This window comes from Pseudomonas frederiksbergensis (genome assembly GCF_003732275.1).
GTDB lineage: Bacteria > Pseudomonadota > Gammaproteobacteria > Pseudomonadales > Pseudomonadaceae > Aquipseudomonas > Aquipseudomonas frederiksbergensis_H.
In genome coordinates this window covers 76,740-103,268 of sequence record NZ_MOBM01000002.1, presented here as the reverse complement: position 1 = coordinate 103,268, position 26,529 = coordinate 76,740, and the positions used below count along the sequence as shown (strand labels likewise).

23 protein-coding genes are annotated in these 26,529 nt (G+C 60.5%); 16 read left to right on the top strand and 7 right to left on the bottom strand.

What is annotated here, in order from left to right; genetic code table 11:
* The first annotated feature begins 2 nt into the window (after positions 1–2).
* Positions 3–1,556, top strand: coding sequence for a galactarate dehydratase (garD, locus tag BK662_RS00840; protein WP_038978949.1), 1,554 nt, complete (start codon positions 3–5; stop codon positions 1,554–1,556).
* Positions 1,557–1,742: 186 nt separating this feature from the next.
* Positions 1,743–2,684 carry an AEC family transporter gene (locus BK662_RS00835; protein WP_123355906.1) on the top strand — a complete coding sequence of 314 codons (942 nt, stop codon included), beginning with the start codon at positions 1,743–1,745 and terminating at the stop codon, positions 2,682–2,684.
* A 130-nt stretch (positions 2,685–2,814) separates the two neighbouring features.
* Here the strand turns inward: BK662_RS00835 and BK662_RS00830 are convergent, their stop codons facing one another.
* The 6 genes from BK662_RS00830 to gatC form a co-directional block, all read right to left on the bottom strand.
* Complete coding sequence (locus tag BK662_RS00830) at positions 2,815–3,195, bottom strand: carboxymuconolactone decarboxylase family protein (protein WP_123355904.1); 381 nt, start codon at positions 3,193–3,195, stop codon at positions 2,815–2,817.
* On the bottom strand, positions 3,192–4,253 hold the full coding sequence (locus BK662_RS00825; RefSeq protein ID WP_123355902.1) for a calcium/sodium antiporter: 1,062 nt from the start codon (positions 4,251–4,253) through the stop codon (positions 3,192–3,194). Before BK662_RS00825 ends, BK662_RS00830 begins: the two co-directional genes overlap by 4 nt.
* A 50-nt stretch (positions 4,254–4,303) precedes the next feature.
* A complete protein-coding gene (locus BK662_RS00820) occupies positions 4,304–4,678 on the bottom strand; it encodes a septal ring lytic transglycosylase RlpA family protein (RefSeq protein ID WP_123355900.1) in 375 nt (124 codons plus the stop codon).
* 149 nt (positions 4,679–4,827) lie between these two features.
* Positions 4,828–6,273, bottom strand: coding sequence for an Asp-tRNA(Asn)/Glu-tRNA(Gln) amidotransferase subunit GatB (gene gatB / locus BK662_RS00815; RefSeq protein WP_008008595.1), 1,446 nt, complete (start codon positions 6,271–6,273; stop codon positions 4,828–4,830).
* 10 nt (positions 6,274–6,283) lie between these two features.
* Positions 6,284–7,735: an Asp-tRNA(Asn)/Glu-tRNA(Gln) amidotransferase subunit GatA gene (gene gatA / locus BK662_RS00810; RefSeq protein WP_123355898.1), complete on the bottom strand. Its 1,452-nt coding sequence runs from the start codon at positions 7,733–7,735 to the stop codon at positions 6,284–6,286.
* A gap of 16 nt (positions 7,736–7,751) precedes the next feature.
* Positions 7,752–8,039: an Asp-tRNA(Asn)/Glu-tRNA(Gln) amidotransferase subunit GatC gene (gene gatC / locus BK662_RS00805; RefSeq protein WP_007901429.1), complete on the bottom strand. Its 288-nt coding sequence runs from the start codon at positions 8,037–8,039 to the stop codon at positions 7,752–7,754.
* A gap of 210 nt (positions 8,040–8,249) precedes the next feature.
* Here gatC and mreB point away from each other — a divergent pair, with 210 nt between their 5' ends.
* The 8 genes from mreB to tldD all read left to right on the top strand — a co-directional run bounded on the left by mreB (position 8,250) and on the right by tldD (position 19,910).
* Positions 8,250–9,287, top strand: coding sequence for a rod shape-determining protein MreB (gene mreB, locus BK662_RS00800; RefSeq protein WP_002555108.1), 1,038 nt, complete (start codon positions 8,250–8,252; stop codon positions 9,285–9,287).
* Positions 9,288–9,430: 143 nt separating this feature from the next.
* Positions 9,431–10,576: a rod shape-determining protein MreC gene (gene mreC, locus BK662_RS00795; protein ID WP_123355896.1), complete on the top strand. Its 1,146-nt coding sequence runs from the start codon at positions 9,431–9,433 to the stop codon at positions 10,574–10,576.
* A complete protein-coding gene (mreD, locus tag BK662_RS00790; protein WP_038978956.1) occupies positions 10,576–11,067 on the top strand; it encodes a rod shape-determining protein MreD in 492 nt (163 codons plus the stop codon). The genes mreC and mreD overlap by 1 nt, the downstream gene beginning before the upstream one ends.
* Before the next feature lie 357 nt (positions 11,068–11,424).
* Positions 11,425–12,021, top strand: a complete 597-nt coding sequence (locus tag BK662_RS00785; RefSeq protein ID WP_123355894.1) for a Maf family protein — start codon at positions 11,425–11,427, stop codon at positions 12,019–12,021.
* 57 nt (positions 12,022–12,078) lie between these two features.
* Positions 12,079–13,536: a ribonuclease G gene (gene rng, locus BK662_RS00780; protein WP_123355892.1), complete on the top strand. Its 1,458-nt coding sequence runs from the start codon at positions 12,079–12,081 to the stop codon at positions 13,534–13,536.
* Positions 13,537–13,611: 75 nt separating this feature from the next.
* On the top strand, positions 13,612–17,415 hold the full coding sequence (locus BK662_RS00775; RefSeq protein WP_123355890.1) for a YhdP family protein: 3,804 nt from the start codon (positions 13,612–13,614) through the stop codon (positions 17,413–17,415).
* A gap of 185 nt (positions 17,416–17,600) precedes the next feature.
* Complete coding sequence (locus BK662_RS00770; protein WP_123355888.1) at positions 17,601–18,455, top strand: carbon-nitrogen hydrolase family protein; 855 nt, start codon at positions 17,601–17,603, stop codon at positions 18,453–18,455.
* 12 nt (positions 18,456–18,467) lie between these two features.
* On the top strand, positions 18,468–19,910 hold the full coding sequence (tldD, locus tag BK662_RS00765) for a metalloprotease TldD (protein WP_123355886.1): 1,443 nt from the start codon (positions 18,468–18,470) through the stop codon (positions 19,908–19,910).
* 115 nt (positions 19,911–20,025) lie between these two features.
* Here the strand turns inward: tldD and yjgA are convergent, their stop codons facing one another.
* A complete protein-coding gene (yjgA, locus tag BK662_RS00755; protein ID WP_007901505.1) occupies positions 20,026–20,550 on the bottom strand; it encodes a ribosome biogenesis factor YjgA in 525 nt (174 codons plus the stop codon).
* A gap of 108 nt (positions 20,551–20,658) precedes the next feature.
* On the opposite strand from yjgA, the gene pmbA reads away from it, so the two are divergent.
* The 6 genes from pmbA to BK662_RS00725 all read left to right on the top strand — a co-directional run bounded on the left by pmbA (position 20,659) and on the right by BK662_RS00725 (position 26,460).
* On the top strand, positions 20,659–22,005 hold the full coding sequence (gene pmbA, locus BK662_RS00750; protein ID WP_123355884.1) for a metalloprotease PmbA: 1,347 nt from the start codon (positions 20,659–20,661) through the stop codon (positions 22,003–22,005).
* A 245-nt stretch (positions 22,006–22,250) separates the two neighbouring features.
* Positions 22,251–22,646, top strand: coding sequence for a FagA protein (locus BK662_RS00745; RefSeq protein WP_123355882.1), 396 nt, complete (start codon positions 22,251–22,253; stop codon positions 22,644–22,646).
* Positions 22,647–22,806: 160 nt separating this feature from the next.
* Positions 22,807–24,189, top strand: coding sequence for a class II fumarate hydratase (locus BK662_RS00740; RefSeq protein ID WP_123355880.1), 1,383 nt, complete (start codon positions 22,807–22,809; stop codon positions 24,187–24,189).
* A 27-nt stretch (positions 24,190–24,216) separates the two neighbouring features.
* Positions 24,217–24,657, top strand: a complete 441-nt coding sequence (locus BK662_RS00735; protein WP_123355878.1) for a DUF2753 family protein — start codon at positions 24,217–24,219, stop codon at positions 24,655–24,657.
* A 1-nt stretch (position 24,658) separates the two neighbouring features.
* On the top strand, positions 24,659–25,270 hold the full coding sequence (locus tag BK662_RS00730; protein WP_123355876.1) for a superoxide dismutase: 612 nt from the start codon (positions 24,659–24,661) through the stop codon (positions 25,268–25,270).
* 296 nt (positions 25,271–25,566) lie between these two features.
* A complete protein-coding gene (locus BK662_RS00725; RefSeq protein ID WP_123355874.1) occupies positions 25,567–26,460 on the top strand; it encodes a ZIP family metal transporter in 894 nt (297 codons plus the stop codon).
* Positions 26,461–26,529 lie beyond the last annotated feature (69 nt).

Here is a 26,529-nt window from a genome sequence, read left to right as displayed (position 1 = left end):
TCATGCAGTTGATTGAACATTCCGACTCGCCGCGCTACATCCGCCTGCACGAGCGGGACAATGTGGTGATCGTGGTCAACGATCAGGGCGTGCCGGCCGGCACTGAATTCCCCGATGGCCTGGTCACCGTGGATTTCGTGCCGCAGAGCCACAAGGTCACTCTCGAGGACATTCCAGAGGGCGGTCAGGTGATTCGTTACGGCCAGACGATCGGCTACGCGTTGCAGCCGATTCCTCGCGGCAGCTGGGTCAAGGAAGATCAACTGCGCATGCCGACCGCGCCACCGCTGGACAGCTTGCCGCTGTCCACCGAAGTGCCGGCCGCGCAGGCACCGCTGGAAGGCTTCACCTTCGAGGGGTATCGCAACGCCGACGGCACCGTCGGCACGCGCAACATTCTCGGCATCACCACCACTGTGCAATGCGTCACCGGGGTGCTGGATCACGCGGTGAAGCGCATCAAGGACGAGTTGCTGCCCAAGTACCCGAACGTTGATGACGTGGTGGCGTTGACCCACAGTTACGGCTGCGGTGTGGCGATCACCGCCACCGACGCGTACATCCCGATCCGCACTGTGCGCAATCTGGCGCGCAACCCGAACCTGGGGGGCGAAGCGCTGGTGATCAGCCTGGGCTGCGAGAAATTGCAGGCCGGGCAGGTGATGCACGAGAACGATAGCTCGGTGGATTTGAGCGATCCGTGGTTGTACCGCTTGCAGGATTCCAGCCACGGTTTCACCGAGATGATCGAGCAGATCATGGCGCTGGCCGAGACTCGTTTGAAGAAGCTCGATCTGCGTCGTCGGGAAACCGTGCCGGCGTCCGAGCTGATCCTCGGCATGCAGTGCGGCGGCAGCGATGCGTTCTCTGGCATCACTGCCAACCCGGCGCTCGGTTATGCCTCGGACCTGTTGTTGCGGGCGGGGGCGACGGTGATGTTTTCCGAAGTCACCGAAGTGCGTGATGCGATTTACCTGCTGACGTCCCGCGCCGAAACCGAGGAAGTGGCTCAGGAGCTGGTGCGGGAAATGGACTGGTACGACCGTTACCTGGCCAAGGGCGAAGCGGATCGCAGCGCCAACACCACGCCGGGGAACAAGAAGGGCGGGTTGTCGAATATTGTCGAGAAGTCCCTGGGCTCTATCGTCAAATCCGGTAGCAGCGCGATCAATGGGGTGCTCGGCCCTGGCGAGCGCTTCAAACGCAAAGGGCTGATTTTCTGCGCGACCCCGGCCAGTGATTTTGTCTGCGGGACGTTGCAGTTGGCGGCGGGGATGAACCTGCATGTGTTCACCACCGGGCGGGGTACGCCTTATGGGTTGGCGATGGCACCGGTGGTGAAGGTGTCGACCCGCACAGAACTGGCGCAGCGCTGGCCGGACCTGATCGACATCGATGCCGGGCGGATTGCCACCGGGCGAGCGTCGATTGAAGAGCTTGGCTGGGAGTTGTTCCACTACTACCTGGACGTGGCCAGCGGCAAGAAACAGACGTGGGCGGAGCAGCATAAGCTGCATAACGACATCACCTTGTTCAACCCGGCGCCGATTACCTGATACCGCGTTATCGTTCATCGCGAGCAGGCTCGCTCCCACAGTGGATCTTCTTCCTACACAGATTTTGTGTTCGACACCGGACAAATGTGGGAGCGAGCCTGCTCGCGATAGCGGTCTACCTGACGCCGGAGTCCCCAGTGGCTTATCATTAGCCCCCTAACGACGCCCACCCAAGGTTCTCCCGGCATGCTGGCTATTTTCCTCGAAACCCTGAACATCACCGCGCCGGTGTTTGCCATGCTGTTTCTGGGGGCGCTGCTCAAGCGCATCGACTGGATCAACGACAATTTCATTCATACCGCGTCGGCCCTGGTGTTCAACGTCACCATGCCGGCGTTGCTGTTTCTGGGCATCTTGCATGCCGACCTGCATGCCGCGCTGCAACCGGCGCTGCTGATCTACTTCTCGGTCGCAACGCTGCTGTGCTTTGCGATTGCCTGGGGCTGGGCGATCTGGAAATGCCCGCGGGAAGACCGGGGCATCTACACCCAAGGCGCGTTTCGCGGTAACAACGGCGTTATCGGCCTGGCACTGGCGGCGAGCATGTACGGCGACTACGGGATTTCCCTCGGGGCCATTCTCGCGGCGCTGGTGATCCTGTTCTACAACACGCTTTCGACCATCGTGCTGGCGGTCTACAGCCCGGTGATCAAGTCTGACCCGTGGAGTATCTGCAAAAGTGTGATGGTCAACCCGCTGATCATCAGCGTGTTTGCGGCGGCGCCATTTGCCTATTTCGAAATCGGTTTGCCGGGGTGGCTGGAAAAGTCCGGCCAGTACCTGGCACAAACCACTTTGCCATTGGCGTTGATCTGCATCGGTGGCACGTTGTCGCTGGCGGCGATGCGTAAAAGCGGCACGATGGCGCTGAGTTCAAGCCTGGTGAAGATGATCGGCCTGCCGGTGCTGGCGACGCTTGGTGCCTGGCTCTGGGGTTTTCGCGGGGCAGAGTTGGGGATTTTGTTTCTGTACTTCGGCAGCCCGACCGCTGCGGCCAGTTTCGTCATGGCTCGGCAGGCCAACGGCAATCATGAACTGGCGGCGGCGATCATCGTGATTACCACGCTGATGGCGGCGGTCACCACCAACATCGGGATCTTTTTGTTGCAGTGGGGTGGGTGGATTTAACCGAAGGTTTTGCGGTGTTCTTCAAGGCCTCATCGCGAGCAGGCTCGCTCCCACAGGGGGAATGCATTCCAAATGTGGGAGCGAGCCTGCTCGCGATAGCAATCTTTCTAACACTACAAACGCCAGCCTGTTACTCCGGCTTCTGGTAGCTATCAATCACTTCCTGCGCCGCCCGAAACGCATCGATCGCCGCCGGCACGCCGGCATACACCGCGCAATGCAGCAGCGCCTCGCGAATTTCCTTCACGGTGCAACCGTTGTTCAGCGCGCCGCGCACGTGACCTTTCAATTCTTGCGGGCACTTCAGTGCGGTCAGCGCGGCGAGGGTGATCAGGCTGCGGGTTTTCAGCGGCAGACCTTCACGGTTCCACACACCGCCCCAAGCGTGTTCATTGACGAAGTCCTGCAGCGGCTGAGTGAACTCGGTGGTATTGCCCAAGGCGCGGTCGACGAAAGCGTCGCCCATCACTTGGCGGCGGACTTCAACCCCAGCCTTTTTATCAGTGCTCATGGCGATTCCCTCTTGTGGTGTTGGCGACGCCAGGCGCGCAGCGACGTGAACAGCAAAAACGCCCCCAGCGCCGGCAGGACGAAAAACAGCATCAGGTGTTCCAGCTTGCCGGCCAGTGGCATGCCGGTGGTGAACGACACCACGTGCAGCCCATAAGCCAGGTACAAACCCAAAAACAGCAAGCCTTCGGCGCGAGTCACCCGGTAGCCGGAATAGAACACTGGCAGGCACAGCGCGGCGACACCGAGCATCACCGGCAGGTCGAAATCCAGGGCGTTCGGCGAGACCGACAGCGGCGACGGCGCGATCAATGCGGTCAGCCCGAGCACGCCCAAGAGGTTGAACAGGTTGCTGCCGATCACGTTACCCACCGCGATGTCCCGCTGACCGCGCAACGCGGCGATCAACGACATGGCCAGCTCCGGCAGGGAGGTGCTGACGGCGACGATGGTCAGGCCGATGATCCGCTCCGACAACCCCAGGTCGGTCGCGACCGCCACCGCGGCGCCAAGCAGCAAGTGCCCGGCGAATACCAGCATCGCCAGCCCGGCGACAATCATCAGCAGGCTGCTGAACCACGGTGCCTGTGGCGCTTCATGCGCCCCCGATGGCGGGCGGGCCGAGTGTCGCGACTGGCGCAGCAGCAAGCCCAGGTACAGCACCAGCGCGCCCAGCAGAATAATGCCGTCTGTGCGGTTCAGTTCTTCGTTCCACGCCAGTACGAACACCAACAGGCTGGCGCCGATCATCAGCGGAATATCCAGGCGCACCAATTGCCGCGAAACCCGCAGCGGAATAATCAGCGCCGAGAGCCCGAGGGTGACGAGGATGTTAAAGATGCTGCTGCCGATCACGCTGCCGACGGCGATGTCGGCGTTTTGCGCCAGGGTGGCTTGCAAGCTGACCGCCATCTGCGGTGCGCTGCTGCCGAGGGCCACGATGGTCAGGCCGATGATCAGCGGCCGCACATGCAGTCGCGCGGCCAGGCGCACGGCGGCGCGCACCATCAGTTCGGCACCGACGATCAGTAAAAACAGACCGCTGAACAATTCAATCACGCTGATCAGGGGTAAATCGGCAAGTCCGAAAATAGTCAGCGCTCCGTCTATCAATCGTCGAGGGCTTGCACGCGAACTTTCGCGGTGCCACTGCGCAGCATGCCCAACTGCTCGGCCGCTTCACGTGACACGTCGATCAGGCGCCCACGAGAGTATGGCCCGCGGTCGTTGACGCGTACCACGCAGGACCTGTCGTTATTCAGGTTGGTAATCTTCACCCGGGTGCCGAACGGCAACTGGCGATGGGCGGCGGTCAGGCCGTGCTGGTTGAAACGCTCGCCACTGGCGGTGCGTTTGCCATGGTGTTTGGCGCCGTAATACGAAGCTACGCCGGTCTTGTCGTAGCCGTGTGGATCGATGGTATCCGTACTGGCACAACCGGCCAGCAGAGAGAGCAGGGCGCAGGCACTGAGCAGACGCTTCATAAAAGATATTCCCGAAACAAATGTGGGAGCGGGCTTGCTCGCGAATGCATTCTGACAGTCAACCTTGTGTTGAGTGCCGAACCGCTTTCGCGAGCAAGCCCGCTCCCACAAGGGAATGGAGCCAGGCTTGAGATCTGGCTCCATTCCGGTCAGCCTTCGAGCTTGCTTTTAAGCAGTTCGTTGACCTGTTGCGGGTTGGCCTTGCCTTTGGAGGCTTTCATGGCCTGGCCGACGAAGAAGCCGAACATCTTGCCGCGTTTGGCTTCGTCTGCCGCGCGGTATTGTTCAACCTGTTCGGCGTTGGCCGCGAGCATTTCGTCCAGCACCGCCGAGATTGCGCCGGTGTCGGTCACTTGCTTGAGGCCGCGCTTGTCGATGATCTCGTCTGCGCTGCCTTCGCCGTTGGCCATGGCTTCAAACACCACCTTGGCGATCTTGCCGGAGATGGTGTTGTCCTTGATGCGCAGCAGCATGCCGCCCAGTTGCTCGGCCGAAACCGGCGACTGGTCGATGTCCAGGCCTTGTTTGTTCAACAGGCTGCCCAGTTCAACCATCACCCAGTTAGCCGCCAGTTTGGCGTCGCCGCCGATGCTCACGACTTTCTCGAAGTAATCGGCTTGCTCGCGGCTGGTGGCCAGGACGCTGGCGTCGTAGACCGACAGACCGAACTGTTCCTGGAAACGCTCGCGTTTCTGCGGTGGCAGTTCCGGCAGGGTGGCACGCACATCGTCGAGGAACGAGTCCTCGATGACCACCGGCAGCAGGTCCGGATCGGGGAAGTAACGGTAGTCGTTGGCTTCCTCTTTGCTGCGCATCGGACGGGTTTCGTCCTTGTTCGGATCGTACAGACGGGTCTGCTGGATCACCTTGCCGCCGTCTTCGATCAGCTCGATCTGACGTTGCACTTCGCTGTTGATCGCCTTCTCGATAAAGCGGAACGAGTTGACGTTCTTGATCTCGCAGCGTGTACCGAATTCAACCTGACCCTTTGGACGGATCGACACGTTGCAGTCGCAACGCAGCGAGCCTTCGGCCATGTTGCCGTCGCAGATGCCGAGGTAACGCACCAGCGCGTGGATTGTCTTGACGTAGGCCACGGCTTCCTTGGCGCTGCGCATGTCCGGCTCGGAAACGATTTCCAGCAGCGGCGTGCCGGCACGGTTCAGGTCGATGCCGGTGGCACCGTTGAACTCTTCGTGCAGGCTTTTGCCGGCGTCTTCTTCCAGGTGCGCACGGGTCACACCGACACGTTTGATCGTGCCGTCTTCCATGGCGATGTCCAAGTGGCCCTTGCCGACGATCGGCAATTCCATCTGGCTGATCTGGTAGCCCTTGGGCAGGTCCGGGTAGAAATAGTTTTTACGGGCGAACACGTTGTGCTGACCGATCTCGGCATCGATGGCCAGGCCGAACATCACCGCCATGCGCACCGCTTCCTGGTTCAGCACCGGCAATACGCCGGGCATGCCCAGGTCAACCAGGCTGGCCTGGGTGTTCGGCTCGGAACCGAAGGTGGTGGAACTACCGGAAAAGATTTTCGACCGGGTGGTGAGCTGGGTATGAATCTCCAGCCCGATCACGACTTCCCATTGCATGTGTTTCTCCTCAGAAGCCGGTTGGGGTGCGAGTGTGCCAGTCAGTGTTCAGTTGGTACTGATGGGCAACATTGAGCAAGCGGCCTTCCTGGAAATACGGGGCGAGCAGTTGCACGCCGACCGGCAGGCCATCGACAAAACCTGCAGGCATGGACAAGCCCGGCAGACCGGCGAGGTTGGCGGTGATGGTGTAGACGTCTTCCAGGTACGCAGCGACCGGGTCGCTGTTCTTGGCGCCGAGCTTCCAGGCCGGGTTCGGCGTGGTTGGGCCGAGGATGATGTCGACCTCATTAAAGGCCGCCATGAAGTCGTTCTTGATCAGGCGACGGATTTTCTGCGCCTTCAGGTAATAGGCGTCGTAGTAACCGGCCGACAGCGCGTAGGCACCGACCATGATCCGGCGCTGCACTTCCGGGCCGAAGCCTTCACCACGGGAACGCTTGTACAGGTCTTCCAGGTTTTTCGGGGCTTCGCAGCGATAGCCGAAACGCACGCCGTCGAAACGCGACAGGTTGGAAGACGCTTCCGCCGGGGCGATCACGTAGTACGCAGGGATTGCGTGCTGCATGTTCGGCAGGCTGATTTCCTTGACCACGGCGCCGAGCTTTTTCAGCTCTTCAACGCTGGCCATGACCAGGTCGGCGATGCGTGGGTCGAGACCGGCGCTGAAGTATTCCTTCGGCACGCCGATACGCAGGCCTTGCAGCGAACCGTTGAGGCCGGCGCTGTAATCAGGCACGGGCTCGTCGATGCTGGTGGAGTCCTGCGGGTCGAAACCGGCCATGCCTTGCAGCAGGATCGCGCAGTCTTCGGCGGTGCGGGCCAATGGACCGCCCTGATCGAGGCTGGACGCGTAGGCGATCATGCCCCAGCGCGAAACGCGACCGTATGTCGGTTTCAGGCCGGTGAGGTTGGTCAGCGCGGCGGGCTGACGAATCGAACCACCAGTGTCGGTGCCCGTCGCCGCTGGCAGCAGACGAGCGGCAACCGCGGCAGCCGAACCACCAGACGAGCCGCCCGGAACGTGTTCCAGGTTCCATGGGTTTTTCACCGCGCCGTAGTAGCTCGACTCGTTGGCCGACCCCATGGCGAATTCGTCCATGTTGGTCTTGCCCAGGGTCACGGCCCCGGCAGCAGCCAGTTTGGCGACGACGGTGGCGTCGTACGGTGCTTTAAAGTTGTCGAGCATCTTCGAGCCGCAACTGGTGCGGATGCCCTGGGTGCAGAACAAATCTTTGTGTGCGATCGGCGCGCCGAGCAGGGCGCCGCTCTCACCGTTGGCCCGACGAGCGTCAGCGGCTTTCGCCTGCTGGAGCGCCAGGTCTTCGGTGAGGCTGATGAAACTGTTGAGCTGCGGGTCGAGCTGGGCGATGCGCGCCAGCAGGACTTTGGTCAGCTCTTCGGAAGAAAACTTTTTATCGGCGAGTCCGCGGGCGATCTCGGCCAGAGTCAATTGATGCATTGCAGGCTCTTTCCCTTTAGTCGATGACTTTCGGAACCAGATACAGGCCGTTTTCGACCGCTGGTGCGATGGACTGATAGGCCTCGCGATGATTGGTTTCGGTCACGACGTCTGCACGCAGGCGCTGGCTCGCTTCCAATGGGTGGGCCAGCGGCTCGATACCGTCGGTATTGACCGCTTGCATTTCGTCGACCAGCCCGAGAATGCTGTTCAGGGCCGAAGTGATGTGTGGAAGATCGGCATCATTGAGGCCAAGGCAGGCCAAATGAGCGATTTTTTCCACGTCGGAGCGTTCAAGCGCCATGGGATTCTCCAGTGGAAAACAGAACGGACGGCGTCCGTGTGTTAGATTGTCGGAACACTACCGCATTTCTACGGTCTCAAGGCCGCGATTGTGGGGCTTGGTGCACAGAAAAGCGGCCAATTTAACATATTGGCGCCTTGCCCAAAATCCCTGTCGTTGTTAGAGTTTGCCGCACTTTTTTACCCACGCGTTGCCTAGGGTCCCTTTCCCATGTTCAAGAAACTGCGTGGCATGTTTTCCAGCGATCTTTCCATTGACCTGGGCACTGCCAACACCCTTATTTACGTGCGCGAGCGCGGTATCGTCCTGAATGAGCCCTCCGTTGTGGCTATTCGGACACACGGTAACCAGAAAAGTGTCGTTGCTGTAGGCACCGAGGCCAAGCGCATGCTCGGCCGTACGCCGGGCAACATTGCTGCCATTCGTCCGATGAAAGACGGTGTGATCGCCGACTTCAGCGTCTGCGAAAAAATGCTGCAGTACTTTATCAACAAGGTTCACGAAAACAGCTTTCTGCAGCCTAGCCCTCGTGTGCTGATCTGCGTTCCATGCAAATCGACCCAGGTTGAGCGTCGTGCCATCCGTGAATCGGCCCTTGGTGCCGGTGCTCGTGAAGTGTTCCTGATCGAAGAGCCGATGGCTGCTGCGATCGGTGCTGGCCTGCCGGTAGAAGAAGCTCGTGGTTCGATGGTTGTCGATATCGGTGGCGGTACCACTGAAATCGCGCTGATCTCCCTTAACGGTGTGGTTTATGCCGAATCCGTACGGGTTGGCGGCGACCGCTTCGACGAAGCGATCATCACCTACGTGCGTCGCAACTACGGCAGCCTGATCGGCGAATCCACTGCCGAGCGCATCAAGCAGGAAATCGGTACGGCCTACCCGGGCGGCGAAGTTCGTGAAGTCGACGTTCGTGGCCGTAACTTGGCCGAAGGCGTTCCACGCGCATTCACCCTGAACTCCAATGAAGTGCTGGAAGCTCTGCAAGAGTCCCTGGCCACCATCGTTCAGGCTGTGAAAAGTGCGCTGGAGCAGTCGCCTCCGGAGCTGGCATCGGATATCGCCGAACGTGGTCTGGTACTGACCGGTGGTGGTGCCTTGCTGCGCGACCTCGACAAGTTGCTGGCCCAGGAAACCGGTCTGCCGGTGATCGTCGCCGAAGACCCGCTGACCTGCGTTGCTCGTGGCGGTGGCCGTGCATTGGAAATGATGGATAAACACACCATGGATCTGCTTTCCAGCGAATAAGTCGCCGGATCGCCTCTATGCTGTTGAGCGCGCAGGCAGCACTTTGCAGTGCTGCCTGTTGACGTTTATCTTCTGTCAGTCTGCATCCAGGCCGGTTTGATGCCGTATGAATAAAGAGAACATTTGCCTGGGAGGAGCGGCTTATTAAACCGCTTTTCACCAAAGGCCCCTCACTGGGCGTGCGCTTGTTGGTGCTGGCCGTGCTATCGGTCGCGCTGATGGTGGTCGATGCCCGCTTCACACTGCTCAAGCCAGTGCGTAGCCAAATGTCGCTGGTGCTGATGCAGTCTTACTGGATCACCGACCTGCCGCAGCGGCTATGGCAAGGTGTGGCCAGCCAATTCGGCAGCCGGACCGAACTGGTCGCCGAAAACGAAAAACTCAAAACCGAAAACCTGCTGTTGCAGGGGCGCATGCAAAAGCTGGCCGCCCTTACCGAGCAGAACGTTCGGCTGCGCGAGTTGCTCAACTCTTCTGCGCTGGTCAACGAAAAGGTCGAAGTGGCCGAGTTGATCGGCATGGACCCCAACCCCTTTACCCATCGCATCATCATCAATAAAGGTGAGCGCGACGGTGTGATCCTCGGTCAGCCGGTACTCGATGCCCGCGGCCTGATGGGTCAGGTGGTGGAGTTGATGCCGTACACCTCCCGCGTACTGTTGCTGACTGACACCACCCACAGCATTCCGGTGCAGGTGAACCGTAACGGTCTGCGGGCGATTGCCAGCGGCACCGGGAACCCGGAACGCCTTGAGCTGCGTCATGTGGCCGATACCGCCGACATTAAAGAAGGCGATCTGCTGGTCAGCTCCGGCCTCGGCCAGCGTTTCCCGGCAGGTTACCCGGTGGCGACGGTCAAGGAAGTGATTCACGATTCCGGTCAGCCATTCGCCATCGTCCGTGCGGTGCCGACCGCCGCGTTGAATCGCAGCCGTTATCTGCTGTTGGTGTTCAGTGACGGTCGCACAGCCGAGGAGCGCGCCAACGAAGCCGCCCAGGCTCAGGAAGCGCTGGACCAGCACGGCGGTGGGCCGATCATTCCAGCGACCGTGCCGAAACCGGCCGTGTCGGTGATCCCGGCAGCTGTCGCTGCTCCGGCTGTTCCGGCGGCGGCACCTGCTGCCGCGCCTGCTGCCGCGACCCCGGCAAAACCTGCCGCTGCCCATGCTGCCAGCAAGCCACCCGCATCGGCACCAGCCGCCAAACCACCGACAGCCCAACCCGCTGCCGTGAAGCCTGCTGCCAAACCGCCTGTCTCCGCGCCGGCCACCACTGGGGGAAGAGAATAATGGGCGGTGCAACTTCCTCCCGAAACGGCTGGATGGTCTGGCTGACCTTTGCCATTGGCATGCTGCTCAGCGTTTCACCGTTGCCGCAATTCATGGAAATCCTGCGTCCTCTGTGGCTGGCCTTGCTGTTGGCCTTCTGGGCGTTGGCCCTGCCGCAGAAAGTCGGCATGGTCACCGCCTGGTGCCTGGGGCTGGCCGAAGACGTGCTGTATGGCACGTTGCTGGGCCAGAACGCATTGATCCTCACGCTCATTACCTTCCTGGTGTTATCGCTGCAACAGCGCCTGCGCATGTTCCCGATGTGGCAACAGAGCCTGGTGATCCTGGTGATCTTCGGCCTCGCCCAACTGGTTCAGTTGTGGCTGAGCGCCCTGACCGGCAATCGTCAGCCGACCCTGGCGCTGGTGTTGCCGGCACTGGTCAGCGCGTTGCTCTGGCCATGGATCAGCTACGGTTTGCGCGGTTTGCGTCGACGCTACAAAATCAATTAATTCGGTCAGGCATGTGCCCGCACCTGGTGCCCTGTCTCGCCAAAAAGGAACAGTATTTGTGAGACAGGGCACTAGGGTCTGTTGACGTTTGGTGTCGACCGCGACGGAGGCCCATTTGGCGCAGGGCAAGGCGCGAGGAACGTAGTTTGGTTGTTCCAAATAAGTTCCGAGCAACGCAGCCCTGCGCCAAATGGGCACCGTCCCTTCGGGTTGCGCGCCAAAGTGTGCGAGGCTGCGTTGCGGGATTTGCCAAGGGAACAACCATGGGCGGCATCCCGCGCCTTGCCTCGCGCACTTTGGCGCAGCAACGCGGTTCGCCACCAAACGTCAACAGACCCTAGACAGGGAGATGTCTCGATGAAGCAGCTGTACCTCGCCTCAGGCTCGCCGCGTCGGCATGAACTGCTCACGCAGATCGGCGTGTCGTTCTCCGTCATCAGCGCGGACATCGATGAAACCCCTTTACCTGAAGAATCCCCGTCGGCCTATGTCGAGCGTCTGGCGCGCGGCAAAGCCGAAGCCGGGCACGTCACGGTCGTGTCCGACGCCGATTTCTGCGTACTGGGTGCCGACACCGCCGTCGTGCTGGACGGGAAAATTCTCGGCAAGCCGGTGGACGAAGCCGACGCATGCGCCATGCTTATGCTGTTGTCCGGGTGTGAACATGAAGTGCTGACGGCGATTGCGGTGCGCGATGGCGAGCGCTGCGAGTCTTTGGTGGTGTGCAGCCTGGTGCGTTTTCGCAACATCGACCGCGACGAAGCAGCGGCCTACTGGGCCAGCGGCGAACCCCGGGACAAGGCTGGCGGTTACGGAATTCAAGGACTGGGCGCGGTGTTCGTCGCCGGGCTCAATGGCAGTTACTCGGCGGTAGTCGGATTGCCGCTGTGCGAAACCTTCGAGCTACTCGGCCATTTCGGCATACCCTGTTGGCAAACCCTTAACGCGCGCTGAGCGCCGTACTGACAAGATGCGGCCATTATCGTGAACATGCCTGAACGAGACCCTGCCATGAGTGAAGAGATCCTGATCAACATCACACCGATGGAATCGCGCGTGGCGGTGGTTGAAAACGGTGTCCTGCAAGAGGTCCATGTAGAGCGTACGCAAAAACGCGGGATCGTCGGTAACATCTATAAAGGCAAGGTCGTGCGGGTATTGCCGGGCATGCAGGCGGCCTTCGTCGATATCGGTCTGGACCGCGCCGCCTTTATTCATGCCTCGGAAATTTCCCTGCGCGAAGGCCCAGCGGTGGAGAGCATCAGCACGCTGGTCCACGAAGGTCAGAGCCTGGTAGTGCAAGTCACCAAGGACCCGATCGGCTCCAAAGGTGCACGCCTGACGACGCAACTGTCTATTCCTTCGCGCTATCTGGTGTACATGCCGCGCACTGCCCATGTCGGCATTTCCCTGAAGATCGAGGACGAAGCCGAGCGTGAACGCCTCAAGCAAGTGGTCACCGACTGCGTGGCCAAAGAAGGCATCAAGGAAGCCGGCGGTTTTATTCTGCGTACCGCGGCCGAAGGGGCCGGGGCCGATGAAATCCTCATGGACATCCGCTACCTGCGCAGGCTCTGGGACCAGATCAACGAACAGATCAAGACCATCAGCGCGCCGAGTGTGATCTACGAGGACCTCGGCCTCGCACTGCGCACCTTGCGTGACCTGGTGAGCCCGAAGATCGAGAAGATCCGCATCGACTCCCGGGAGACCTTTCAGAAAACCACGCAGTTCGTCGCCGAACTGATGCCGGAAATCGCCGACCGCCTGGAGCATTACCCTGGCGAACGGCCGATCTTTGACCTGTATGGCGTCGAAGACGAAATCCAGAAAGCCCTGGAACGCAAGGTGCCGCTCAAGTCCGGCGGCTATCTGGTGGTCGATCCGGCGGAAGCCATGAGCACCATCGACGTCAATACCGGGGCCTTTGTCGGTCATCGCAACCTCGAAGAAACCATCTTCAAGACCAACCTCGAAGCCGCCACCGCCATTGCCCGTCAGCTGCGTCTGCGCAACCTGGGCGGGATCATCATCATCGACTTCATCGACATGGAAGATGAAGAGCATCAGCGTCAGGTGTTGCGCACGCTCGAGAAGCAACTGGAACGCGATCACGCCAAGACCAACATCATCGGCATCACCGAGTTGGGCCTGGTGCAGATGACCCGCAAGCGCACCCGCGAAAGTCTTGAGCAAGTGCTGTGCGAACCGTGCAGCAGCTGCCAGGGGCGCGGCAAACTCAAAACCCCGGAAACCGTGTGCTACGAGATCTTCCGCGAAATCCTGCGTGAGGCCCGGGCCTATCAGGCCGAAGGCTATCGGGTGCTGGCGAATCAGAAAGTGGTCGACCGCTTGCTCGATGAAGAATCGGGTAACGTCGCCGAGCTCGAAGGCTTTATCGGACGCACCATTCGGTTCCAGGTGGAAACCATGTATTCCCAGGAACAATACGACGTGGTGTTGCTCTGAATCGTTGTGTTTCACCTCCACTAGAACGGCTGGCCTCAGCTTTTTGCAGTATTTTTGCCATGGGAGCCACCTGACATGGAGCGTCTGACACGCATTTTGGCCGCACTGACCCGCTGGGGTCTGGGCCTGTGTGCGTTGGTTTTAGTACTGATGGCGCTGTTCGTCAGCCTCGGCCGAGAGCTGACGCCGCTGGTGGCCGAGTATCGTGCCGACGTCGAAGACAAAGCCAGCGATGCCTTGGGCATGCCCCTGCAGATCGGCAAGCTGGAAGGTAACTGGAGTGGCCTCGCCCCGGTTCTGCTGGCCCATGACGTGATGGTCGGCGAGGGTTCCAATGCCTTGCGCCTGGATCAGGTGCGCGCGGTGCCGGATCTCTGGGCCAGCCTGCTGGCGCGCGAAGTGCGCATCGCACACCTGGAACTCAACGGCCTGAAGCTCAGCCTCAAGGAAGGTGAGGACGGTCATTGGGCGCTGGAAGGTTTGCCGGTGCAGCAGGACCAGCCGCTGAACCCGGAGCAACTGCTCAATCGCATGCAGATGATCCAGCAGCTGTCGGTGCTCGACAGCCAGATCACCTTGCAGCCGTTGGGGGAGTCGCCGCTGACCCTGACGTACGTCGGCCTGAATCTGAAAACCGGTCCATCCCATCAGCGGCTCGATGCCCGTTTGACCCTGCCCGACGGTCAGCCGGTTGCGATGAGCCTGCGCACCCGTTTGCGCGCTGCCCAATGGAAGGACGGCGAAGCGGACGCTTACCTGAGCCTGCCGCAAAGTGATTGGTCGAAATGGTTGCCCGAGCGCCTGACCCAGCAATGGAATTTTTCCGAGATCAAGGCCGGTGGCGAGTTCTGGATTAACTGGAGCAAGGGCACCGTGCAACGCGCCGCGATTCGTTTGAACGCGCCGCAACTCAAGGGCGCCTATGCCGAGCGCAAGCCGATCCAGATCAATAATCTGGCGCTGAACGGGTATTTCCAGCGCAGTTCCAAAGGCGTTCTGGTGACCCTGGATTCTCTGGCGATGAGCCTGGGTGACACCCGCTGGGAATCGAAACTGCAATTTCAACAAACTGCCGCGACCGATACGGTGCCAGAGCTCTTGCACCTGCAAGCCGACCGTCTCGATCTCACACCGCTCACTCCGCTGCTGAACGCACTGGGCCCGCTGCCCGAAGGTGTCGCCACGGCGGTCGAGCGGCTCAAGGTCACCGGAGTTTTGCGCAACGTGCTGATCGACTTCCGCCCAGCCGCTACCGATGACAGCAAATTCAGCTTTGCCGCCAATCTGGAAAAGGTCGGCTTCGACGCTTATCGCGGTGCACCAGCGGTGAGAAATGTCAGCGGCAACATCAGCGGCGACCTTGGGCAGGGTGAGCTGCGCATGGACAGCAAGGATTTCTCACTGCACCTGGACCCGATTTTCGCCAAGCCATGGCAATACATTCAGGCCAACGCACGGTTGACCTGGAAACTCGACAAAGAAGGTTTCACCCTGATCGCACCGTACCTGAAGGTACTGGGCGAGGAGGGCAAGATTGCCGGCGACTTCCTGATCCGCCTGCATTTCGATCACACCCAGGAAGACTACATGGACCTGCGGGTCGGCCTGGTCGACGGCGATGGTCGCTACACCGCCAAGTACCTGCCGACGGTTCTCAGCCCGGGGCTGGACGAATGGCTGCGCACCGCGATTCTCAAAGGCGCGGTGGATGAAGGCTTCTTCCAGTACCAGGGTTCGCTGAACCACGGCGCCGCCGAAACGGCTCGCAGCATCAGCCTGTTTTTCAAGGTCCACGATGCCGAGCTGGCGTTTCAGCCAGGCTGGCCGCATGTCAGCAAGGTCAACGGCGATGTGTTCATCGAAGACAGCGGTGTGCGGATCCTCGCCAGCAAGGGCCAATTGCTCGACACCCAGGTCAGCGACGTCTACGTCAATATTCCCCGTGTACCTGCCGGGCAGAGCACTCATCTGTTCCTCGACGGCGCGTTCGCTGGCGGGTTGGGCGATGGCTTGAAGATTCTGCAGGAAGCGCCGATCGGCACCGCCGACACCTTCGCCGGTTGGGAAGGTGAGGGCGATCTGCAAGGCAAGCTCAAACTCGATATCCCGCTGGTCAAAGGCGAGAAGCCGAAAATCCTTGTCGACTTCAAGACCGACAAGGCTCGTTTGAAGCTCAGCGAGCCCACCCTGGAACTGACGCAACTCAAGGGCGATTTCCGTTTCGACAGCACCAAGGGGCTGAGCGGGCAAAAGATCACGGCGCGAGCGTTCGACAAGCCAGTGACCGCACAGATCTTCGCTGAAGGCAGCCTGGGCAAGCTCAACACTCGGGTTGCCGCATCGGGTGAGGTCGAGGTCAAGAAACTCACCGATTGGCTGAATGTCACTCAGCCGTTGCCAGTGACGGGGATGATTCCTTATCAGTTGCAGCTGAACCTTGATGGCGCCGACAGCCAATTGATGGTCAGCTCCAACCTGAAGGGTGTGGCGGTGGATTTACCGGCACCGTTCGGCATGGCGGCCGATGTCGGGCGCGATACCGTGTTCCGCATGACCCTGCAAGGACCGGAGCGGCGTTACTGGGTCAACTACGGTGAGCTGGCAAACTTCACGTTTGCGGCACCGACCGGCAATTTCGCCGACGGTCGCGGCGAGTTGCTTCTCGGTGGCGGCAATGCCGTGTTACCCGGTGCCAAAGGCTTGCGCGTGCGAGGTGTGCTGTCCGAACTGGATGTCGCCCCTTGGCAGGATCTGGTGAACAAGTATGCCGGTCAGGATCCGGGTGGCAGTGCCAAACAGTTGCTCAGTGGCGCGGATTTGAAGGTTGGAAAACTCACTGGTTTCGGCACCACCCTCGATCAGACGTCGGTGCAGTTGACGCGTAAACCGACCGCGTGGGCCTTGCAACTCGACAGTCAGCAGGCCAAGGGCAGCATCGGTATTCCCGATGCGAAATCCGCACCGATTGCGGTCAATCTGCAATACGTACGTTTGCCGGCACCAGACCCTAAGGTGCAGGCTGACGAGAATTCGCCGGATCCGCTGGCCACCGTGGACCCGACGAAGATTCCGGCGCTGGATGTCACCATCAATCAGCTGTTCCAGGGCCCGGATCTGGTGGGCGCCTGGCATTTGAAAGCCCGGCCGACCGCCAAGGGCATTGCCTTCAATACCCTGGATCTGGGCCTCAAGGGCATCCTCTTGCAGGGCAGCGGTGGTTGGGAAGGCATGCCGGGTAATTCCAGCAGTTGGTACAAGGGCCGGGTCAGTGGCAAGAACCTTGCCGACGTGCTTAAGGGCTGGGGTTTTGCGCCGAGCGTCACCAGTGAAGAATTTCATATGGATGTCGACGGTCGCTGGCCTGGGTCACCGGCGTGGCTGGCGACCAAGCGCTTCTCCGGCAGCCTTGATGCGTCACTGAATAAAGGTCAGTTTGTTGAAGTCGAGGGCAGCGCTCAGGCGCTGCGGGTATTTGGTCTGCTCAACTTCAACTCCATCGGCCGCCGCTTGCGCCTGGACTTTTCCGACCTGTTCGGCAAAGGCTTGAGCTATGACCGGGTCAAAGGCCTGCTGGTCGCAAGTAACGGGGTCTACGTGACCCGTGAACCGATTCTGCTGACCGGTCCGTCGAGTAATGTGGAGCTCAACGGCACACTGGACCTGGTGGGTGATCAGGTCGATGCCAAGTTGCTGGTGACTTTACCGGTGACCAACAATCTGCCGATTGCGGCGCTAATCGTTGGTGCACCGGCCGTCGGCGGGGCGCTGTTCCTGATCGATAAGCTGATCGGTGACCGCGTGGCGCGCTTTGCCAGCGTTAAATACACCGTCAAAGGCCCATGGAAAGAACCGAAAATCACCTTCGACAAGCCTTTTTGAATTCTTTTGAAAAAGCACTCTTTGGGCCTATGGAGTAGCATGTTTTCATGCGACGCCGCTTACCCCTGCAGGAGCTGCCACAGGCTGCGATCTTTTGACTTTGAAGATCAAGGTCAAAAGAGCGCAACCTCGTTTCACTCCGCAGCTCCTACAGGTATGCGTAAATTTCACATAGGGAATAGGCCATGTCTGTAGCGGTGATTCAAATGGTCAGCCAGAGCGACGTGCTGGCCAATCTGGCCCAGGCCCGTCGTCTGCTTGAGCAGGCGGCGACCGGTGGCGCGCGGCTTGCCGTGCTGCCGGAAAACTTCGCTGCCATGGGCCGTCGCGACATTGCCGACATCGGCCGCGCCGAAGCCTTGGGCGAAGGCCCCATCCTGCCATGGTTGAAACAGACCGCCCGCGACCTCAAGTTATGGATAGTGGCCGGCACATTGCCGTTGCCGCCGGTGGATCAACCGACGGCCAAAGTGCATGCGTGCTCGTTGCTGGTTGATGACCAGGGCGAGACCGTGGCGCGCTACGACAAACTGCACCTGTTCGACGTGGACGTGGCGGACAATCGCGGGCGTTATCGCGAATCCGATGACTATGCTTATGGCAGTGGTGTGGTGGTTGCCGACACACCAGTGGGCCGAGTCGGTCTGACCGTCTGTTACGACTTAAGATTTCCGGAGCTTTACAGTGAATTGCGTGCTGCCGGCGCAGAGTTGATTACCGCACCGTCGGCCTTTACCGCGGTGACCGGCGCGGCCCATTGGGACGTACTGATTCGCGCAAGGGCCATCGAGACTCAGTGTTACATGCTCGCGGCCGCCCAGGGTGGGACGCACCCGGGGCCACGAGAAACCTTTGGTCATTCCGCCATCGTCGACCCATGGGGACGTGTGCTGGCACAACAGGATCAAGGCGAGGCCGTGCTGCTGGCCCAACGCGACAGCAGCGAACAGGCGTCCATCAGGGCGCGGATGCCGGTGTCCACTCACCGGCGCTTTTTCTCGCAGGGCGCCCAGCGACCTGCATCAGAACGACGAATTTAAGGCGTAAAGCATATGAGCGAGTTGTTGTCCTCCGTCAGTGAACACCTCCTGGCGCCCGGCGGCGTAACGATCGAGAGCCTGCAAGGAGTGCTCGGCGATCTGGCCGGCCCGGGCATCGATGCCGCCGACCTGTATTTCCAGGGGCAGATTTCCGAGTCCTGGGCGCTGGAAGACGGGATCGTCAAGGAAGGCAGCTTCAACCTCGACCAGGGTGTCGGCGTACGGGCGCAATCGGGTGAAAAAACCGGTTTCGCCTACAGCAATGCAATCACCCTCGAAGCGCTGGGCGCGGCTGCCCGTGCGGCCCGTTCGATCTCCCGGGCCGGGCAGAACGGCACTGTGCAAGCGTTCACCACCCAGGATGTCGCCCAATTGTACGGGCCGGATAACCCGCTGGAAGTGATGACCCGTGCCGAGAAAGTCGAGCTGCTCAAGCGCATCGATGTGGCGACTCGTGCCCTCGACCCGCGTATCCAGCAAGTCACCGTGAGCATGGCCGGGGTGTGGGAACGGATCTTGATTGCTTCCACCGACGGCGGGTTGGCGGCGGATGTGCGACCGCTGGTGCGTTTCAACGTCAGCGTGATCGTCGAGCAGAATGGCCGTCGTGAGCGCGGCGGTCATGGCGGTGGCGGTCGTACCGATTACCGCTATTTCCTCAGCGATGACCGCGCCATGGGCTATGCCCGCGAAGCGTTGCGTCAGGCGCTGGTGAATCTGGAAGCGATTCCGGCACCGGCCGGTACGTTGCCGGTGGTGTTGGGTTCGGGTTGGTCCGGCGTGTTGCTGCACGAAGCCGTCGGCCATGGTCTGGAAGGCGATTTCAACCGCAAGGGCAGTTCGGCCTACAGCGGGCGCATGGGCGAGATGGTTGCCTCGAAGCTCTGCACCATCGTCGATGACGGCACCCTTGCCGGGCGCCGTGGTTCGCTGAGCGTCGACGACGAAGGCACCCCGACCGAGTGCACCACGCTGATCGAAAACGGTGTGCTCAAAGGTTATATGCAGGACAAGCTCAACGCGCGCCTGATGGGCGTAGCCCGCACCGGCAACGGTCGCCGCGAATCCTATGCGCACCTGCCAATGCCGCGCATGACCAACACTTACATGCTCGGTGGCGAAAGCGACCCGGCGGAAATCATCGCCTCGGTGAAAAAGGGCATCTACTGCGCCAACCTCGGCGGCGGTCAGGTGGACATCACCAGCGGCAAGTTCGTGTTCTCCACCAGCGAGGCGTACCTGATCGAAGACGGCAAGATTACGGCCCCGGTCAAAGGCGCGACGTTGATCGGCAACGGGCCGGAAGCCATGAGCAAGGTGTCGATGGTCGGTAACGATCTGGCGCTGGACAGCGGTGTGGGGACGTGTGGCAAGGATGGGCAGTCGGTGCCGGTGGGTGTCGGCCAGCCAACGCTGAAAATCGATGCGATCACTGTGGGTGGCACAGGCGCATAAGGATGTACACAATCCGTGTAGGAGCTGCCGAAGGCTGCGATCTTTTGATTTTGCTTTTAAGAAACAAGATCAAAAGATCGCAGCCTTCGGCAGCTCCTACAGGGATAGGCGTTACTCAGCGCAGACCGCGTTGAGTCTCGTCCAGCTCACGGATGTACTTGAAGATTTTACGGCTCGAGGCCGGTGGCTTGTTGGTCGCCAGTTCGTGCTGGGCCTGACGGATCAGGGAGCGCAATTGCTGACGATCAGCCTCCGGGTAGTCGAGCACGAACTTCTCCAGGACCGCATCGTCGCCCGCGATCAAGCGATCGCGCCAGCGTTCCAGGCCATGGAAACGTTCGTTGTACTGCCGAGTGGAGGCATCCAGTTGATCGAGCAGAGTCAGAATGGCGTCAGTGTCCTGATCGCGCATCAGTTTGCCGATGAACATAAGGTGCCGTTTACGCGCGATATTCGCGGTGTGCTTGGGCGCATCGGCCAGAGCCCGGCGCATAGCGTCGGTCAACGGCAGTTTTGCCAGCAAGTCAGGCTTGAGCGTTGTAAGGCGCTCGCCAAGGTCAACCAGAGCATGAAGCTCGCGTTTAACCTGGGATTTGCTTTTTTCTCCCGTATCGAGGGAGTCGTCGTAAGAATCAACCATGGTGGCCGTCCGCAAAGAAACGCCGCCATGATAACCAGTCGGGGGCCGCTTGTCCGGCCCGGTCGCTCGAAGGCCCTAGCCGAAAGCAGAATTTGAGTGGAGAACAGCATGAGTGCAGTTGAAAGCGTCGGCCCACAAGCGTTGCCGGCACTGCAAGAACAAGTCGAGCAGATCATCGCTGAAGCCAAGCGCCAGGGCGCCAGTGCCTGTGAAGTGGCCGTGTCGCTGGAGCAGGGCTTGTCGACCACGGTGCGTCAGCGGGAAGTCGAAACCGTTGAGTTCAATCGCGATCAGGGCTTTGGCATTACCTTGTATGTGGGGCAGCGCAAAGGCTCGGCCAGTACCTCGGCCAGCGGTTCGGAAGCGATTCGCGAAACCGTCGCCGCCGCGCTGGCCATTGCCAAGCACACCTCCGAAGACGAAGCCTCGGGCCTGGCGGATGCCGCGTTGATGGCCAAGGATCTGCAGGATTTCGACCTGTTCCATCAGTGGGACATTACCCCGGAGCAAGCCATCGAGCAGGCCCTGGCCTGTGAAGCGGCGGCGTTTGCCACCGACAGCCGGATCAAGAACGCCGACGGCACCACCCTCAACACTCACCAGGGCTGCCGGGTTTACGGCAACAGCCACGGTTTTATCGGCGGATACGCGTCGACTCGTCACAGCCTCAGCTGCGTGATGATCGCCGAAGCCGATGGCCAGATGCAGCGCGATTACTGGTATGACGTGAACCGTCAGGGCAATTTGCTGGCCTCTGCGCAGAGCATCGGCCAACGTGCCGCGCAACGGGCGGCGAGCCGTCTGGGCGCGCGTCCGGTGCCGACCTGCGAAGTGCCGGTGCTGTTTTCCGCGGAATTGGCCGGTGGCTTGTTCGGCAGTTTCCTGTCGGCGATCTCCGGCGGCAGTCTGTATCGCAAATCATCCTTCCTCGAAGGCACGCTGGGGCAGAAGCTGTTCCCGGAATGGTTGACCATCGATGAACGTCCGCATTTGATGCGCGCCCTGGGCAGTTCGGCGTTCGATGGTGATGGTCTGGCGACCTACGCCAAGCCGTTCGTGGAGAAGGGCGAGTTGGTGTCCTACATACTCGGCACCTACTCCGGCCGCAAGCTGGGCATGCCGAGCACCGCCAACGCCGGCGGCGTACACAACCTGTTCGTCACCCATGGCGACGAAGATCAGGCCGCCTTGCTGCGCCGCATGGGCCGTGGCCTGCTGGTGACCGAACTGATGGGGCAGGGCTTGAACATGGTCACAGGCGATTACTCCCGTGGTGCGGCGGGTTTCTGGGTCGAGAACGGCGAAATCCAGTTCGCGGTCCAGGAAGTGACCATCGCCGGCAACATGCGCGACATGTTCAAGCAGATCATTGCGGTCGGTAATGACCTGGAATTGCGCAGCAACATTCGCACCGGTTCGGTGTTGATCGAGCGGATGACAGTGGCGGGTAGCTAACCTCCGGCTGCTGCACAAAAAAGCGCTCCACCCAATTGGGTGGCGCGCTTTTTTATTGGGCCATGCACCGTCCCTTGTGGGAGCGAGCCTGCTCGCAAAGGCGGTGTATCAGCCGACATCAATTTTGAATATCAGGCCGCCATCGCGAGCGGGCTCGCTCCCACAATGATCGGTTTGTGTTGGATGTCTTGTTTGGTTCTCATTATCATCTAATAATAAATCTCATTACCGAATGAGCCCGGATCATGAGTTCTGCCTTGCACGAGCAGCCTTACCTCGAAAGCTGGCGCTGGATGAGTCGCCAGATCCGTTGCGCCATGGATCCTGACGAACCGCGCCTGATCGAGCACTACCTGGCCGAAGGCCGGTATCTGGCCTGTTGCACGGCCACCTCTCCCTGGACCATCGCCGAAACCTCTTTCCGTTTGCTACTCGACACCGCCGTCGATGTCGCGCTGCCCTGGCACTGGCGCAGCCTGTGTCTCGACCAGGCTTGGCGGCCGTTGCGCGATCTCGAACGTCAATCGCTGTGCGGCTGCCGCCTTAAGCGCTGGCAAAGCTATGCCTGGCAACTGGGGACCTGCGAGTTGCAACCTTCGATTCCTCTCATAGAACTGGTGCAAGGATCTCCTGATGAATAGGGTCTGCCATCAGTTATTTCCTATGCCGCGCCGGCCCTTCGGGTTGTGTCTGAAAGCGGGCCAGACTGCGTTGCAGTCCTTGGCAAGGGAAAAACCATTACCAGCGGACTGCGCCTTGCCTGGCCCGCTTTCATACACAACGCGACATAGGAAATAACTGATGGCAGACCCTTACACACGTATCGAACGCGACAGCATGGGCGAATTGCAGGTCCCGATTGACGCTTTGTATGGCGCGCAAACCCAGCGCGCAGTGGATAACTTCCCGATCAGCGGCAAACCGATGCCCGTGCAGTTCATCCGGGCGCTGATTCTGGCCAAGGCTGCGGCCGCCCGAGCCAACGTCGAGCTCAAGCAGATCAGCGAATCCCAGGGCAAGGCGATCGTCGATGCGGCTCAAGGCCTGCTTGAGGGCGATTTCATGCAGCACTTCCCGGTGGATATCTTCCAGACCGGTTCCGGCACCAGTTCCAACATGAACGCCAACGAAGTGATCGCCACCCTGGCCAGCCGCTTGTTGGGCGAGCCGGTGAATCCCAACGATCACGTCAATTGCGGCCAAAGCAGCAACGACATCATCCCGACCACCATCCATGTCAGCGCCGCGTTGAGCTTGCATGAGCAGTTGCTGCCGGCGCTGGTGCATCTGGTGCGGGTGATAGAGCACAAGGCCAAGCAGGTTCATCCGTTCGTCAAAACCGGGCGCACCCATTTGATGGACGCCATGCCCGTGCGCATGAGTCAGGTGCTCAATGGTTGGGCGCAACAGCTCAAGGCCAATATCGGTCACTTGCAGGATCTGCTGCCAAGCCTGCAGTCCCTGGCCCAGGGCGGCACGGCGGTGGGCACCGGGATCAATGCCCATCCGGAATTTGCCGCGCGTTTCAGCCAACAACTCAGCCAACTGACCCAGGTGCAGTTCACGCCGGGCAAGGACCTCTTTGCGCTGATCGGCTCGCAGGACACGACGGTCAGCGTTTCAGGGCAGCTCAAGGCCACAGCAGTTTCCTTGATGAAAATCGCCAATGACCTGCGCTGGATGAATTCCGGCCCATTGGCGGGGCTCGGTGAAATCGAACTCGAAGCCTTGCAGCCAGGCTCGTCGATCATGCCCGGCAAGGTCAATCCGGTGATCCCGGAAGCCACCGCGATGGTCGCCGCTCAGGTGATTGGCAACGACACGGTGATCACCGTCGCCGGCCAGTCGGGCAATTTCGAGCTGAACGTCATGCTGCCGATCATCGCCCAGAACCTGCTGAGCAGTATCGAGTTGCTGGCCAACGCCAGCCGTCTGCTGGGCGACAAGGCTATCGCCAGCTTCAAGGTCAACGAGGCCCGGCTCAAGGAAGCGCTGTCGCGCAATCCGATTCTGGTCACTGCACTCAACCCGATCATTGGTTACCAAAAAGCCGCTGAAATTGCCAAGAAGGCTTATCAGCAGGGCCGGCCGGTGATCGATGTCGCCCTGGAGCACACCGACCTGACGCGCAGCCAACTGGAAGAATTGCTCAACCCAGAGAAGCTCACCGCCGGCGGCGTGTAATCACTGCTACCGCTTTGGAGGCTCACCATGGAGCACTGGAAACGCACGATCGAAAGAGCAAATCGCTGTTTCATGCTGGGCGAGCTGGTCGATGCCCGCGAGGCTTATTTGCAGGCATTGGCCCTGGCCCAGGTGTTGTTCGAGCGCTGGGCGGATGCCGACGAAGCGGTGGCGGCCTGCGTGATTTCCCACCACAACCTGGCAGACCTGCACTTGCGTCTGAACCAGCCGGAGGAGAGCGCCGAGTATTTGTGCGCGATCCATCAACGACTGTTGCAGACCATGCAGAACCCGCGACTGGCGCCGGCCTTGCGTGAAGCCGCGCTGCGCCAGAGCAGCAAAACCTATGTCGAGTTGCTGAATTTCATCAGCGATCACGGCGAGTATCCGCGCACCCATCGTTTGTTGCACACCGACACCGCTTCGACCTCGCATCAGCCTGCGCCCCTACAACATGGAGTTCATTGAAATGGCTTTTACCCTGCCGGCCTTGCCGTACGCCTACGACGCCCTGGAACCGCACATCGATGCGCAGACCATGGAAATCCACTACACCAAACACCACCAGACCTACATCAACAACCTCAACGCTGCAGTCGAAGGCACTGAGTTTGCTGAATGGCCGGTGGAAAAACTGGTGGCGGCTGTCCAGCAATTGCCGGAAAACCTTCGTGCGGCGGTGATCAATCAGGGCGGTGGGCATGCCAACCATTCGTTGTTCTGGGAAGTCATGGCACCCAACGGCGGTGGGCAGCCTGAAGGCGCGCTGGCCAAGGCGATCGACGAGCAACTGGGTGGCCTCGACAGCTTCAAGGAGGCTTTCACCAAAGCTGCGTTGACCCGTTTTGGCAGCGGTTGGGCCTGGTTGACCGTGACGCCGCAAAAGACCTTGATCGTTGAAAGCAGCGGCAACCAGGACAGCCCATTGATGAACGGCAATACGCCGATTCTCGGCCTGGACGTCTGGGAACACGCTTATTACCTGCGCTATCAGAACCGCCGTCCGGAATACATCAATGCGTTCTACAACGTGATCAATTGGTCCGAAGTCGCCGCGCGTTATCAGGCTGCGCTGGTTTAGGGGGCGTTCTCAACTAGTTTCCCCTCCGCGCCGGGTCTGCTGTTGTGCAGGGCAAGGCGCGAGAAGCGTGGTTTGGTCATTCCAAATAAGCTTCGAGCAACGCAGCCCTGCACAACAGCAGGCCCGGCCCTTCGGGTTGTGCCTTAAAGCGGGCCGGGCTGCGTTGCAGGCCTTGGAAAGGGAACAACCATTCCCAGCGGCCTGCGCCTTGCCTGGCCCGCTTTAAGGCGACAACGCGGAGGGGGAACTAGTTGAGAACGCCCCCTAAGTCTCTATAAAACAATCCAGGGCTGACTATGGGCACTGAAACACTGGCGGTCGGAAGTGGACGGATGTTTCGTTACGCACTCGGATCGCTGTTATTGCTGGCGGGCATGACGTTATTGGCTGCCCAAGGGCTGAGCTGGCTGGACCTCGAACCGAAACTGCAGCGTGCCCTGCAAGGCGGGGCGATTTGCGCCTTGGGCACGGCTTTGGGCGCGGTGCCGGTGCTGGTGATTCGGCAGATGCCCCAGGCAGTCAGCGATACGCTGCTGGGTTTTGGGGCCGGAGTGATGCTCGCGGCGACGGCGTTTTCGCTGATCGTGCCGGGCATTGCCGCGGCCGAAAACCTCGGGCTGACGCCTTGGGCGGCCAGCGGCCTGATCAGCTTCGGCATCATGCTGGGCGCATTCGGGTTGTTTCTGGTGGATCGCAAGGTGTCTGGCGCTACGCCTGAAAGGCTCGTGGGAACGTTGGTGCGACCAGTGATTCCACCGCGGATCTGGTTGTTTGTGTTTGCCATCATCGCCCACAACATCCCCGAAGGCATGGCGGTCGGCGTCTCGGCCGGCGGTGGCATGCCTGACGCCGACAGCCTGGCCATGGGCATAGCTTTGCAAGATGTGCCGGAAGGGCTGGTGATTGCGTTGGTGTTGGCCGGAGCAGGGATGTCGCGGGGCAAGGCGTTCCTGATCGGTGCTGCGTCAGGGTTGGTCGAGCCGGTCTTCGCATTGTTGTGCGCCTGGCTGGTGAGCCTGGCCGAACTGCTGTTGCCTTTGGGGCTGGCACTGGCGGCCGGTGCGATGCTGCTGGTGGTGACTCACGAAGTCATCCCCGAATCGCGCCGCCATGGTCACGACAAACTGGCCAGCCTTGGGCTGCTGATCGGGTTTTGTCTGATGATGGTGATGGATACGGCGCTTGCTTGAGGATATGCAGGCTTGGTGAGGAGCTACTTTTGTGGCGAGGGAGCTTGCTCCCGCTCGGCTGCGGAGCAG